We start from the raw sequence: 13,064 nt of genomic DNA on the forward strand, positions 1-13,064 counted from the left end.
CATTGCACATCTGTGCTGCGTTACGCTTTTTCCAACTCATTACCTAGTTACCCCCAAGGAGATGCACGTGACTGAGAGTTTCTGGCTCGTCATGGCCATTGTGATCTACTTCGGTGTCATGGTAACAATCGGGTTCTACTCGTGGCTCCAGACGCAGAAGTACGACGACTATGTCCTCGGCGACCGCGGACTCAACCCTTTCGTTGCCGGCCTTTCGGCTGGCGCATCAGATATGTCCGGCTGGCTGCTCATGGGACTTCCCGGCGCGCTCTTTGTCTCCGGCATGAGCGAGCTCTGGATTGTCATCGGCCTGTTCCTGGGCTCGTGGGCCAACTGGAAGTGGGTCGCGCCGCGCCTGCGCGCCTACTCCGAAGTATCCAACAACTCGATCACGCTGCCCAGCTTCTTTGAAAATCGCACCCGCGACACCTCGCGCGTCCTGCGCATCGTCGCGGCCGTGATCATCATCTTCTTTTTCACCTTCTACGTCTCCTCCGGCATGGTCTCGGGCGGGCGCTACTACGAGTCCACCTTCGGCGGCAACTACCTGGTCGGCATGCTCATCGTCGGCTCGATCACGGTCCTCTACACCTTCATCGGCGGGTTCCTTGCGGTTTCCTACACCGACGTGGTCCAGGGCGGACTCATGTTCCTCGCCCTGCTGGCCGTGCCCATTATGGCGCTGGTCGCCGTGGACAACCCGGGCGAGATCTTCTCCTACGCCACGGACCACGCCTACGGCCCGTGGCCGGAGGGCAACACCGACTACTTCAACCTGGTCGCCGGGGTGTCCGCCGCGACCATCATCGGCAACATCGCCTGGGGCCTCGGCTACTTCGGCCAGCCCCACATTGTCACCCGATTCATGGCGCTGAAGTCCCCCGCGCAGGCGACATCGGCGCGCCGCACGGGCATGATCTGGGTGGCCATCTGCTACGCCGGCGCGGTCTTCACCGCAATGGTGGGCACCATGTTCTTCTCCCAAACCACGCACTCGGTGACGGACCAGTCCGGCTACGAGACCGTCTTCTTGGACCTCGCCCGCATCCTTTTCCACCCGCTGCTCGCCGGCTTGGTGCTCACGGCCGTGCTGGCCGCCATCATGTCCACCATGTCCTCGCAGCTGCTCATCACTTCGTCGGCGCTGGTGGAAGACCTGTTCCGCATCTTCCGCAAGGATCCCAGCCACACCACGCTGCTCGTCGCGTCTCGCACCATGGTCGTCCTCATTGCCATCGTCGCCATGATCATGGCCGCCCGCCCCTCCGACACCATCCTCGGCCTCGTCGGATTCGCGTGGGCCGGGTTCGGTGCGGCCTTCGGGCCGGTTGTTTTCGCGTCTCTCTACTGGCGCCGCCTCACCGCGCCCGGCGCGATCGCCGGCATGATCGTCGGCGCCGTCACCGTGTTCGTGTGGGGCTCGACTGAGGTGCTCGCCGACACCATCTACGAGATCGTCCCGGGCGTCATCCTCGCCACCGCGGCGATGGTGATCGTCTCGCTGGCCACGAAGCCGAAGCCGGGCGTGGAGTCTGAGTTCGACCAGGCCATCGCCGTCACCGAGTACGCCGTGCGCCACCCCGAGGCCACGTTCGAGGACGCGCTCGGCGCCACGCAGCGCGCGAAATAATTTCCGCGGCGGTGGGAACCGGTGCCGCCCCGCGCGCGTCTAACAAGGTATGCGCTATTACCTTGCCCTCCTCACCGTTGCCACACTGTTCATCGCCCCGTTTCCCACCCCGCGCTCGCACATTGCGGCCGGTTCCGGGCCGCCGCGGGCCACCGTGCTCGGCTACTCGCGCGAGGAGTTCGGGCAGGGCTGGGCGGACACCGGCAACGGGTGCACCACCCGCACGGAGGCGTTGGCGGTGGCGTTCGGCGGGGATGGTGTGGCGTCGATAAGCTGCTCGACCCCGCACACGAGCTGGGGCGCCGCGCCGATCGACGACCCCTACACGGGCACCGCGATCACTCCCGCGGATGTCGAGCTCGACCACCTCATCCCGCTGTCCGCCGCGTGGGATCTCGGCGCGCACGCGTGGCCGCGTCGCACGCGCATCGCCTTTGCCAACGACCCGCGCAACCTCGTCGTCGTGTCCGCCGCGGCGAACCAGGAGAAGTCGGACCAGCTGCCCAGCGAGTGGATGCCGCCCGCACGGAGGAAGCGGTGCGCGTACTCGCACCGGCTCGCGGACGTGGCGCAGGCGTATCACCTCGCGCTTCCCGCCGAGGATTTGCGCGCTATGCGACGCTCATGTGCAGGGTTTTCCGGCCTCACCGGCGCCCGCTCGCTGAATGGATCCCAAGTCCATGTGCAAAACGCTGGCCGCGAACTGTGACGATCGTGCACGTGTCCATTACAGTAAGTCACCATGGTTACCTTTTTCACCGCCCTGCACGTCGTGGCCGCGATCATTCTGCTCGGCCCCGTCGTTGTCTCTACGTCCATGTTCCCCAAGCAAGCCGCAGAATCGCGCAACGGCGGCGAGGAAGCAACCGGCCGCGCATCCGTCCTGCACAAGGTGACGACCACCTACGGCATGCTCTCCGTCCTGGTCCCGCTGCTCGGCGCGGTCGTCATGGCCTCCGACTGGGGCACCTACAAGACCAACTACTTCCTGCACACCGCGATCATCCTGTCCGTGATCGCGTGGGGCCTGCTGTTCTTCCTGGTCATCCCGCAGCAGCGCAAGATGATGGGCTCGCTCGGCGCGCTCTCCCCTGCGGAAGGCGACGCCTCGGACGTTGCGCCGAACTTTGAGAAGGCCAAGGCCACTGCCACCGCTGGCTCCGGCATCTTCAACCTGCTCTGGCTGCTCACCTTCGTGCTGATGTTCCTGTCGGCGCCGGTCTAACCCACCCGGAACGCATCTGCCCCGCCTCGCGCGGGGCTTTTTCGTGCCCCTGAACGCGCGGCTACTTCATAAAGGCCTGGGCAAGCTGGGCGAGCAGCGGCACCACGACAGCGAGGATGGGCACCACGATGGCCAGGATCTCGCCCGGCGACTTCTCCGAGCTGGACGCAGCGCCGGACTCAGCACTAGACCCGTTCTCCGAGGATCCGGACGAACCGGCAGTGCTCTTATCAATGACGCCGTCGTACAGCCCGGCCTCGTCCAGGCCGGCGGCGGCGAAGAACTCTCGGCTGGCCTGCTCGGAGGTGATCGCGCGGCCGTCGCGAGGCGCTGCTCCCCAGCCCATCGGCTTCCCCTTCACGTGCACCGGGCCAAGCCAGGCCTCGCCGACGCTGTTCGGGTCCGCCGGGCCGACCGATGTCACGCCCAAGAAGCCCTGGCCCTCCACCCAGATCGGGCCACCGGAATCGCCCTGCTGCCACGTGGATCCGCGCAGCGTGAAACTCTCGTTCACCGCGCGGTAGAAGGTGCCGCAGCTGATTTCATCGGTGCCCAGGTGCGACGTTTCGCCGTGGTAGCACACCTTCGCCCCGCGCTTTACCGCGGACGGAGCCACGATCGTATCCCCTGAGTAGACGTTGTCGCCCAAGCGCACGTCGCGGTCCCACTCGATATAGCCCCAGTCGTTAGAGAAGGCCCCGTCGTACTTGGTCGACGGCCGGAACGTGCCCATGTCCTTGGACTGCTTCCCGGTGGCGCGGTCCACGAGGTGGACGCGGTCACCCTCCTTGCCGCAGTGCGCGGCGGTGTAGCTGATGTGCTGGTCCTTGTCGTTGTAGCCCAGGGTGCACCACCCGATGCTCGTCCCGATGGCCAAGCCCTGAACGGGCGAGTCGAGCTGCGCGGCCCCTGCCGGGGCGGGCACGAGCAGGGTTGAGGTGAGGAGCGCGGCGGCGAGCAGGGAACGGGAAGAAGACATGGGGTCCACCTAGCATTGGAGAAAACTGGAAGCGAACTGCAATTCGCCCGAATATCTCCTAAGTGTAGTGCACAGAGGCCGGTTCCGGCAGACCGAAGCGGGAAAATACCCCAAACACAGTACTGACCGCCCGGCGGAGCAGCTCCCCCGCCGGACCGACCGAGGACCCGCCGCGCGACACCGGGGCAGCCAGGTTCTCCATGTACAGCCCCATCAGCTGCGTTTGCGACACCGCCGGGCCGTCGCTTGGCACAACGCCAACGACGAAGTTGGCGCCACCGACCACGGGGAGCTGGCGAGCCGCCCACTGGCTGGAAATCACGCCGACGAAGCCGCGCCCCGGCACCCACACGGGCCCGCCGGAGTCGCCGGCGCGGGTGAGCGGGGCATCCACAAAGAACGTGTTCCCCACCGAACCCGCGAACTTTCCGCAGGTCTCGCTCCCGCCGCCGTGGCTGGTGTTGCCGTGGTAGCACACCGGCTCGCCGAGCGCGATGTCGTTCGGGTGCACCCAGCCGTTACCCGAGTACCCATTTCCCCCGATCGCCACGCCCGGGTCCCACTGGATCGCCGCCCAGTCATTGCCCAGGCGCGAGTCGAACGCCTTCGAGCGGAAGAACGTTCCGACGAGGCCGCTCGACGCGCCGGTCGCGGGGTCCACGATGGCCACCCTGCCGCCCTCGCGCCCGCAGTGCGCCGCGATCAGGCTGCGTTGGTGCGCGGGATCGCTGAAGCCCACCGTGCACTTTCCCCCGCCCTCAACGACCACCACGGACCCCTGCGCCACCACCGGCTGGGCCGTGGCGGGCTGCACGCTTATCGACGCCACCGCCATCGCCCCGAGCACGCACCCCACAACGGCTCGCGCCACCCGGCTTCCTGATGGCGCTGACAGTCCTGTCAGCGCGCGATGCGTTCCCCGGTGAAGTCCGAACATGGCACCCTTTCGCAGTGGAGGCAGTGAAGTCCATCTCACTCTACTGTGCGGGTGTGGCCTGCATTGAAACCACCCCGGAAAGCGCAACGGGGCCGGCGAGCGCTGTGCTCACCGGCCCCGTTTCCGCAGCAAGGGCCTAGTCCCAGTGACGCTTACCGCGCCCGCCCCTGTCGCGGCGATCGCCGCGGAACTTGTCCCGGCGATCCTTGTGGTCGCCGAAGCCACCGCGGCGCCCGCGACCGCCTCGGTCGCGCGGGGGTGCGCCGTGATCGCGCTGGATGTTAATCAGCTGACCGGAAATCCGGGTGTCGGAGAGCCGGTCCAGGACCTTCTTGTCCAGCTGCTTCGGCAGCTCCACCAGGGTGAAGTCTCCACCGATGGTGATGCGGCCGAAGTCCTTGGAATTGAGGCCACCCTCGTTCGCCAGCGCGCCGACGATGGCACCCGGCCGGACGTGCTGGCGCTTGCCCACATCCAGACGGTAGGTGTCAAAGTTCTCGCTGTCGTTGTGGCGGCGCTTGCCGCGCCCGCGATCGTCACGGTCGTCACGTCCGCGACGGCCGCGCCCACCACGGTCGTCGCGATCCCAACGGTCGCGATCGCGCCGGTCGCGCTTGTCCTTCGGCGGCTCCTTCATGAGGAACTCGTCGCCCGCAAGCGCCTGCGTGGCGAGCGCTGCGGCGATGTCATCCATCGGCACGTTGTTCGCCGCCGAGTACTCGCGCACCATGGATTTGAAGATCTGCAGGTCGGACGCCTCGAGGGATTCGGTGATGGAGTCCATGAACTTCGCCTTGCGGCTCTCGTTGACCTCGTCCACGGTGGGCAGGTCCATCTCTTCGATCTTCGCGTTGGTCACGCGCTCGATGGAGCGCAGCATGCGACGCTCGCGCGGGGTGACAAAGAGGATCGCCTCGCCGGACCGACCCGCGCGGCCGGTGCGGCCGATGCGGTGGACGTACGACTCGGTATCGTTCGGGATGTCAAAGTTGAGCACGTGCGAGATGCGCTCGACGTCGAGGCCGCGGGCGGCGACGTCGGTGGCCACAAGGATGTCCAGGCGGCCGTCGCGCAGTTGATCCACCGTGCGCTCGCGCTGCTGCTGCGCAATGTCGCCGTTGATGGCGGCGGCGGAGAATCCGCGGGCGCGCAGCTTCTCGGCCAGCTCCTCGGTCTCGTTCTTCGTGCGGACGAAGACGATCATCGCCTCAAACTCGGTCACCTCAAGGATGCGGGTGATCGCGTCGAGCTTGTTGCGGTGCGCCGTGAACAGGTAGCGCTGCGTGATGTTGGTGTTCGTTCGGGTCTCCGACTTGACGGTGACCTCTTCGGGGTCGTTGAGGTAGTCGCGGGAAATCCGGCGGATCGCCTTCGGCATTGTCGCGGAGAACAAGGCCACCTGTTTCTCGTCCGGCGTGTCCTCCAGGATGCGCTCGACGTCCTCCTGGAAGCCCATGTTGAGCATCTCGTCGGCCTCGTCCAGCACCAGGAAGCGCAGGCTGGAGATGTCCAGCGAGCCCTTCTCCAGGTGGTCGATGACGCGGCCCGGGGTGCCCACGATGATCTGCGCGCCGCGGCGCAGGCCAGACAGCTGGATGCCGTACGCCTGCCCGCCGTAAATCGGCAGGATGTGCACGCCGCCCAGGTGGTCAGCGAAGGACTGGAAGGAATCGGACACCTGCAGCGCCAACTCGCGCGTCGGCGCGAGGATGAGTGCCTGCGGGTACCGCTTGCTCGTGTCGATGCGGCTCAGGATCGGCAGCGCAAACGCTGCGGTCTTGCCCGTACCGGTCTGCGCCAGGCCGACGACGTCGCGGCCCTGCATCAGCAGCGGAATCGTCTCCGCCTGGATTGCGGACGGCTTTTCAAAGCCGACCTTCTTCACTGCCGCGATCACGTTGTCCGGCAGGCTCAGCGTGGTGAAGCCGTTTTCCGGCTCTGCATTCTCCTCGCTGGACTCGTTCGGCGTCGTTGCTTCAGTATTTACGTTCTCGGTGGCTTCTGCAGTCTTCTGCACAGAAGCGCCGGTGTGCTCAGAGGAACCCGCATCCCTGGTGTCTTCTGCAGCGGCAGGCTCAACTGCGTCCGCTGCGACATCCTGCGGGGTGTTCTGAGTTTCCGACAAGTTCATATCCGGCCCATTTTCGCTGCCGGTCGCGTTTTCGGAATTGCTCATTGCTTCACCAGCGTACGCCACATGGAGCCCCAGGACTATTCCGCAAGTTGGCCATCCGCACCCCGCGCTGGCGTTTCCACCCCCGTTTGGCTGCAACTCACTACACCCACCCAATGTGACATGTCCCACAATAGCGCAGTAGTGTTTCCCGCATGACTTCACCGCTCGCGCTGACCCTGGTCGGGTTGGCCATCATCCTCGTCACCGTCGGCGTGCTCCTCAAAGGCAAAATGCACCCGATTATCGCCATGACCCTCATCCCGATCATCGGCGCGCTCATCACCGGCTTCGGCATCGGTGACATCACCGACTTCTACGGCGAAGGCCTCGAGCGGGTCATGGGGGTGGTCGTGATGTTTATCTTCGCGATCATCTTCTTCGGCATCCTTTCCGATGTCGGCCTCTTTGACCCCGTCATCACCGCGCTCATCCGCGCCACCCGCGGCCAGGTCATGCTGGTCACCCTCGGCACCGCCGCGATCGCGATCGTCGCGCACCTCGACGGCTCCGGCTCGACCACCTTCCTGCTCACCATCCCGGCGCTCCTCCCCCTGTACAAGGCGATGCGGATGTCCAGATACGTGCTGCTCACCCTCGTCGCGCTGTCCGCGTCCGTGATGAACATGATCCCGTGGGGCGGCCCCGTCGGCCGCGCCGCCAGCGTCATCGAGGCCACCCCCAACGAGATCTGGGCCCACCTCCTCCCCGCCCAGGGCATCGCCATCGTCCTCGTCTTTCTTGTCGCCGCAGGCTTCGGCCTATCCGAGAAGCGCCGTATCTCGAAGCGATCGCTTCACGACGCCACCGCCACCGTCGACGTCAACGCCATCGCCGAAGAGTTCCGCCGCTCCCAGGCGGAGGAGCGCGCCAAATTCAACCTCACCCCGCGTACCGGCACCTGGGTCACCGCGGTCAACGTCATCGTGACCCTCGCGCTGATCGGCGTCCTCGTCTCCGGCATCACCTCGCCCGGGCCGGCGTTTTTGGTGGGCACGGCGCTGCTGCTCATCGTCAACTTCGCCACCCTGGACGACCAGAACGACGTGCTGCGCCGCCACGCCCCGACCGCACTATCCATGGCCGGCGTGATCCTCGCCGCCGCGATGTTCCTCGGTGTGCTCGACGGCACCGGGATGCTCGAGCAGATCGCGCTCTCGCTCATCTCGGTCCTGCCCGCGTCCGTCGGCGCTTACATCCACGTCATCGTCGGCCTGCTGGGCGTGCCCCTCGACCTGGCCACCTCCACGGACGCCTACTACTTCTCGGTCCTGCCCATCGTGCAGGAAACCTCCGCGGCGTTCGGCGTTTCCGGCATGGGCGCGGCTACCGCCATGATCGTCGGCAACGTCATCGGCACGTTTGTCAGCCCGTTCTCCCCCGCCCTGTGGCTGGGCCTCGGGCTGGCCGGTGCCAACATGGGCAAGTACATCCGCGTCGCGTTCCCGCTGTGCTGGGGCTTCTCGGTCGTCCTCGTGCTCGGCGCGTTTGCGACCGGGATGATGGCGTAATAGGCCCTTCCGATCACCCGCCGCAAAACAGGAACATTGCCGTACTATGTGCGCATGCGTAAAACTTCTTCCCTGCTAGCTTCAGTCCTTCTGCTCGCCCTCCCGCTGTCCGCCTGCGGCAGCGGCGACAGCGACAGCAACGCATCCCAGGATGCGTCGAGCACCACGAGTTCCCGGTCCGATGAAGAGGTGATCGCCGCGTCGCAGGCGGCGCGATCGTCGTCAAGCGCTGCGAAGTCCGCGTCCTCTGCCGCGGCCGCCTCCTCCTCTGCCGCTGCCAAGACCGAGCCGACGACCTACAAGGCGATTGCCACCGACGACCCCCAGCCGATCGGCACCAAGTGCGGCGAGATTGTCAACGCGTACGGCGAGCGCCTCGAGGTGATCGTGGTGAAGGACGGGACGTCCTGTAGCGCTGGCCAGCACGTCATGGAGGAATACAAGGCCGACGATTACGGCGCGGACGCGGACCGCTTCCACAACTGGACCTCCGAAGAGGGCTGGCACTGCTCCATGGACTGGCTGCTCCCCCGCGAGCTGGACACGCACTCGCAGGGCCGCATGACCTGCCAGGACGCCGACCTGCTCGACCCGTCCGACGACCCAGACAACACCGACGAGACCTCGACGCGCGGCAACGCGGCGCGCTTCGGCGAGCCGCGCCACCAGGTCGTGGCCATGTACCCGCAGGAGGCCACCGAGGCCGTCGACGAGATTCCGCGCTAAAAAACGCCGCGGGAACACACAGCCCGCTTTATAGTTTTTCGTATGCACGCACGTCGTTGGGCCACGTCCGTTCTCCTGGTGTCCGCTTCCCTCGCACTCGCCGCCTGCGGAGGGGGCGGCGGGGAACCTGGCGCCGACGGCACGACCTCTGCGACCTCTGCGACCGCGGCGAGCACGGAAGCCGTGACCAGCGATGCACCCAGCGCGGAGTCCGAGGCACCAGACACGAATGCCGCGGAGGCGGAGCAGGCCGACCTCTACACCGTCGTCGACCCGGAGCGGTTCCTGCTCGGTACCGCATACGTCATCGGCGGCGACGGCGACCGCTGGTTCCACGACTGCTTCATCAAGACAGCGGAGCTCAACTCCGAATCTGATTCGGGGACCTATTGCCACGCGGACTTCGCCGACCCCGTGCCCCCGACCGAGGAGGACTACGGCGTTCCCAATCCGCCGGCTCCGAACGTGATCAACTGGGACGAGGACGGCGGGCGTTTCAGCACGGCGTATTCCCCCGGCGCCGAGCTCCACCCCGGCACCCAGCGCCTCAGGCAGGGCGAGCAGGTGACGGTCGACGGCCTCACCGTCACCCACCTCCACGGCGGCGGCTACCGGGTGACCAAAGGCGACGCCACGTTTGAAATGCACGACGGCGTCTACACCACCACCGATCCCGGCTCGCCCGCCGAGGCGGAGGCGGCCGGCGGCGCTGCCGGCAATGTCTGCGGCACCGTCGAGAGTTCGATGGGTGGCTCGTACCAAATCATCGCCTTGGAGGACGGCACGACCTGTGAGAGCGCCCTTGCGGCGATGCGCGGCTACGTCGACGCGTACAGAAACGGCGCGGTCGAGGGCCAAGCCGGGTTCTGGACCGCGCCGAACGGCTGGGGCTGCGCGAACGGGTGGTTCCTCCCCGGCGACGAGCAGATCCGCGCCAATGCCAAGAACACGTGCAGCGCGTCGGACCGCGCCGGCAACCCCGCCCAGGAGGGATCCGGCGCGGTGGTCGCGCTGCGGCCTGACGACGTCGCCCGCTTCTAGCCGGCCCGCCCCAGAAATCTCGTGCGTGTTACCCAGGCCACAGTTACACTGAGAGCCGTGACACACTCACCGACATGCAAGGTCCTTCCCCTCGGTGCCGCGGCGGCGTTGACGTTGGCGTCGTGTAGCGCTGCGCCAGACGACGCTCCCGAGACCGAAACCACCACCACAGAAACCACCGCGTCCAGCGAGACCACCGACTCACGTCCACCCGAATCCACGACCAGCACCAAACCCACCACGACGGAGGTCCGCGAGGTCTCGCCCGAGGAGCTCGCCGGCCTCACTGAGGTCCCCGCGGACACGTTCAAGGCCACGCCGGTGACCTTCGCCGTCGGCTTCCCCGGGGTGGGAACCAAGGGCTGCATGGTCCCCACCGAGCGCATGGCGCCCAGCTACGCGCAGGGCAAGGACGAGATGTTCCAATTCAACTGCGACATCGGCGTCGAAGACCCCGCGAACCCGGCGCGCGAATACGACACCCCGCCTGGATCCAGCAATCGGGCACTGTCCATGCAGTACGAGCCGACGGTCGGCTTTTACACCTTCAGCAGCCAGGAGCCGATCCACAAGGACGAGTACACGAAGGATTACCCGGAGCTGCAGGTCGGGCAGAAGGTTGCGCTGAGCGGGTTTACGCTCGCCCGCCCGGCAGAAGACACCGTCGTTATCCAGCGTGGCGTGCACAGCCTCACCATTTCCAACGGCAACACCGCGGTGCACAGCCCGCCGGTGGAAAGCGTGCAGCAGGGCGAGCCGAACCCGGACTTGTTCGACCTTTCCAACACCGCCGCGCCCGAGGGCACGCCATGCAACGTGGTCAGCGCCTCGGACACCGAAACCGGCGAGACCCACCACTTCTCCCTCATCGCGCACGCCGACAACACGGACTGCACCACCACGTTTGATGTGGCCCAGCGTTTCATCACTGCCTTGCAGGCCGGCGAGGTGCAGCCGCCGACGTTGGAGTGGTCCTCGCCCGACGGCTGGTCGTGCAGCATGGACTATATGCTGCCGGGCACGCACACCGACGTGCTCAACGCGGCCCCGCTGTGCCGGAACGAAGGCGGCGGCGCCTTCGTCATCGCCGGTACCGAGATGCTCTAGCGCTGTGTCGCTTCTCGACGCCACCGCTCAAGCTTCAGCCGCGCGGCCAGCCCACCGCCGGAACGCGGCTTGAGGTCGAGGTGTCCGCCGTGGGCGCGCGCGATGGCGTCGGCAAGCGAAAGCCCCAACCCGTGCGAACCCGCGACGCGCCCGGCTCCCCTCACGAACGGCTCTTTGAGCCGCTCAACCTCGCGTTCGCCCAGCTCGGGGCCACCATTATCGACGCCCACCTCAACGGCCCCATCCGTAACCCTCACCACCACCGCGGCGGTGCCCGGCGCACCGTGCTCGACCGCGTTGGCGACGAGGTTACCCAGGGCCTGGCGCAGCAGCACCGCGTCGCCGGCAACCGTCGCCGCGGCGGGATCGACGCGCAGCGCGACGCCGTACTGCGCGCACACCTCCTCGCACAGCGCGGCCACGTCCACCTGCTCGCCGCGCACGCTGCCGGGCTGCGCCGCCTCGGCGCGCGCGAACGCAAGCAACCGCTCGACCGTTTCCCCGGCGCGCGCGTTGACCTCGCGAATCCGGCGCAGCGCGGTGGCGCTCTGCTCCCCTTGCATGAGCGCGACGTCCGCGACCGTCTGGATCGTAGCGATCGGGGTTTTTAGCTCGTGCGAAGCGTTGGCGGCGAAGCGGCGCTGCGCGTCGAGCGAGGCTTCCAGCGAGTCCAGCATCTGGTCGAAGGCGCGGGCCAGGTCGCCGACGTCATCGGCAGGCCCTTCGTAGTGCATGCGCTGGCTGACCTCGCCGTTTGAGACCTGGCGCGCCACCGTGGCGAGCCGGCGCACGGGCGTGAGCACGTACCCGGCGACAAACCAGCCCACCGCCCCCGCAAGCGCGGTGAGCAGGGCGAGCGCGATCAGCATGGTGACGAGCACGACGGTGATGATGTCGGCGGGGATGGGCATGGCGGCGTCGATAAGCACTCCCTCCGGCCCTGGCAGAGAGACGTGCAGCGGCACCGGTGTGAGCGCGAGGTATGCGCACACGAGGGCGGTGAGCGCCGCGCCGGCGGAAAAGACGGTGGCGACGAACACAAGGGTCAGGCGCAGGCGCAGCGTCACGGGCGCGCCTCCTCCGCGGCGTAGTATCCCGCGCCGGGCTGGGTGTGGATGATCCAGGGCTGGCCTAGCTTGCGGCGCAGGTGCGAGATGGTCACGCGCGGCGAGTTGGTAAATGGGTCGGCGAACGCGTCCCACGCCTCCTCGAGCAGCGCCTCGGCGGACAGGACCGCGCCGTCGGCGGCGAGCAGCGTCTCCAGCACCGCGAATTCCTTCGGACTCAGCGCGATCGGCGCGCCCGCGCGGGTCACGGTGCGGCGCGCGGTGTCCATGCGCACGTCCGCGCAGCGCAGCACGTCGGCCTGCGGCGGGGTGTGGCGGCGCATGAGCGCGTCCACGCGCGCGAGCAGCTCGGGCACCTCGAAGGGTTTGGTGAGGTAGTCGTCGGCGCCAAGCGCGAAGCCGCCAAGCCGCTCGTCCAGCGCGCTGGCCGCGGTGAGCATGAGCACGCGGATGTGCGGGTAGTCGGCGCGGATGCGGGCGCAGACCTCGTCACCATGGACGCGCGGGAGGTCCCGGTCGAGGACCACCACGTCGGCGGATTCGAGCATCTCGAGCGCCTGCGCGCCGTCGTAAGCAACCTGGGTCTGCAGGCCGTGCGCGGCGCAGGCGGCGGCGATGGCGTCGGCGAGGTAGGCCTCGTCTTCCACAACTAACACGTTGGACATGCG

At 67.2% G+C, this 13,064-nt stretch carries 12 protein-coding genes; 7 read left to right on the top strand and 5 right to left on the bottom strand.

Features of this window, described 5'->3' with window-relative positions; translation table 11 throughout:
• The first annotated feature begins 67 nt into the window (after positions 1-67).
• The 3 genes from putP to OVO38_RS02370 are packed head-to-tail and all read left to right on the top strand — an operon-like array spanning position 68 to position 2,855.
• Positions 68-1,630 carry a sodium/proline symporter PutP gene (gene putP, locus OVO38_RS02360; RefSeq protein WP_416358562.1) on the top strand — a complete coding sequence of 521 codons (1,563 nt, stop codon included), beginning with the start codon at positions 68-70 and terminating at the stop codon, positions 1,628-1,630.
• 49 nt (positions 1,631-1,679) lie between these two features.
• A complete protein-coding gene (locus OVO38_RS02365) occupies positions 1,680-2,339 on the top strand; it encodes a GmrSD restriction endonuclease domain-containing protein (RefSeq protein ID WP_267207681.1) in 660 nt (219 codons plus the stop codon).
• Between the two features lie 33 nt (positions 2,340-2,372).
• Entirely contained in the window at positions 2,373-2,855 is a 483-nt protein-coding gene (locus OVO38_RS02370) for a DUF2269 domain-containing protein (protein ID WP_267207682.1), read from the top strand.
• A 61-nt stretch (positions 2,856-2,916) separates the two neighbouring features.
• On the opposite strand, the gene OVO38_RS02375 is transcribed toward OVO38_RS02370, so the two are convergent.
• The 3 genes from OVO38_RS02375 to OVO38_RS02385 form a co-directional block, all read right to left on the bottom strand.
• Positions 2,917-3,834 (bottom strand): trypsin-like serine protease, encoded by a 918-nt coding sequence (locus OVO38_RS02375; protein ID WP_267207683.1) that lies wholly within the window; start codon positions 3,832-3,834, stop codon positions 2,917-2,919.
• 58 nt (positions 3,835-3,892) lie between these two features.
• Positions 3,893-4,705, bottom strand: a complete 813-nt coding sequence (locus tag OVO38_RS02380; RefSeq protein WP_267207684.1) for a hypothetical protein — start codon at positions 4,703-4,705, stop codon at positions 3,893-3,895.
• 202 nt (positions 4,706-4,907) lie between these two features.
• Positions 4,908-6,947: a DEAD/DEAH box helicase gene (locus OVO38_RS02385; protein WP_095535089.1), complete on the bottom strand. Its 2,040-nt coding sequence runs from the start codon at positions 6,945-6,947 to the stop codon at positions 4,908-4,910.
• A 152-nt stretch (positions 6,948-7,099) separates the two neighbouring features.
• Here OVO38_RS02385 and OVO38_RS02390 point away from each other — a divergent pair, with 152 nt between their 5' ends.
• Genes OVO38_RS02390 through OVO38_RS02405 form a run of 4 tightly spaced genes read left to right on the top strand, consistent with a single transcriptional unit; the run spans position 7,100 to position 11,329 of the window.
• On the top strand, positions 7,100-8,455 hold the full coding sequence (locus OVO38_RS02390) for a CitMHS family transporter (RefSeq protein ID WP_095535090.1): 1,356 nt from the start codon (positions 7,100-7,102) through the stop codon (positions 8,453-8,455).
• A 54-nt stretch (positions 8,456-8,509) separates the two neighbouring features.
• Positions 8,510-9,181, top strand: coding sequence for a hypothetical protein (locus tag OVO38_RS02395; RefSeq protein ID WP_133063998.1), 672 nt, complete (start codon positions 8,510-8,512; stop codon positions 9,179-9,181).
• Between the two features lie 42 nt (positions 9,182-9,223).
• Complete coding sequence (locus OVO38_RS02400) at positions 9,224-10,222, top strand: hypothetical protein (RefSeq protein ID WP_239216851.1); 999 nt, start codon at positions 9,224-9,226, stop codon at positions 10,220-10,222.
• Positions 10,223-10,279: 57 nt separating this feature from the next.
• Entirely contained in the window at positions 10,280-11,329 is a 1,050-nt protein-coding gene (locus OVO38_RS02405) for a hypothetical protein (protein ID WP_267207685.1), read from the top strand.
• Here OVO38_RS02405 and OVO38_RS02410 read toward each other — a convergent pair.
• Positions 11,326-12,396 (bottom strand): sensor histidine kinase, encoded by a 1,071-nt coding sequence (locus OVO38_RS02410; RefSeq protein ID WP_095546191.1) that lies wholly within the window; start codon positions 12,394-12,396, stop codon positions 11,326-11,328. The genes OVO38_RS02405 and OVO38_RS02410 overlap by 4 nt on opposite strands.
• A complete protein-coding gene (locus tag OVO38_RS02415; RefSeq protein ID WP_095536984.1) occupies positions 12,393-13,061 on the bottom strand; it encodes a response regulator transcription factor in 669 nt (222 codons plus the stop codon). Before OVO38_RS02415 ends, OVO38_RS02410 begins: the two co-directional genes overlap by 4 nt.
• Positions 13,062-13,064: the final 3 nt, after the last annotated feature.

Source organism: Corynebacterium sp. Marseille-P8863 (genome assembly GCF_946902955.1).
In the GTDB taxonomy this organism is placed as follows: Bacteria; Actinomycetota; Actinomycetes; order Mycobacteriales; family Mycobacteriaceae; genus Corynebacterium; species Corynebacterium gottingense.

What these genes read in the sequence shown, in the direction of transcription:
- OVO38_RS02370 (WP_267207682.1), top strand. Translation starts at nt 2,373, where the DNA reads ATGGTTACCTTTTTCACCGCCCTGCACGTCGTGGCCGCGATCATTCTG.
- OVO38_RS02365 (WP_267207681.1), top strand. Translation starts at nt 1,680, where the DNA reads ATGCGCTATTACCTTGCCCTCCTCACCGTTGCCACACTGTTCATCGCC.
- OVO38_RS02400 (WP_239216851.1), top strand. Translation starts at nt 9,224, where the DNA reads ATGCACGCACGTCGTTGGGCCACGTCCGTTCTCCTGGTGTCCGCTTCC.
- OVO38_RS02375 (WP_267207683.1), bottom strand. Translation starts at nt 3,834, where the DNA reads ATGTCTTCTTCCCGTTCCCTGCTCGCCGCCGCGCTCCTCACCTCAACC.
- OVO38_RS02390 (WP_095535090.1), top strand. Translation starts at nt 7,100, where the DNA reads ATGACTTCACCGCTCGCGCTGACCCTGGTCGGGTTGGCCATCATCCTC.
- OVO38_RS02415 (WP_095536984.1), bottom strand. Translation starts at nt 13,061, where the DNA reads ATGTCCAACGTGTTAGTTGTGGAAGACGAGGCCTACCTCGCCGACGCC.
- OVO38_RS02395 (WP_133063998.1), top strand. Translation starts at nt 8,510, where the DNA reads ATGCGTAAAACTTCTTCCCTGCTAGCTTCAGTCCTTCTGCTCGCCCTC.
- OVO38_RS02385 (WP_095535089.1), bottom strand. Translation starts at nt 6,947, where the DNA reads ATGAGCAATTCCGAAAACGCGACCGGCAGCGAAAATGGGCCGGATATG.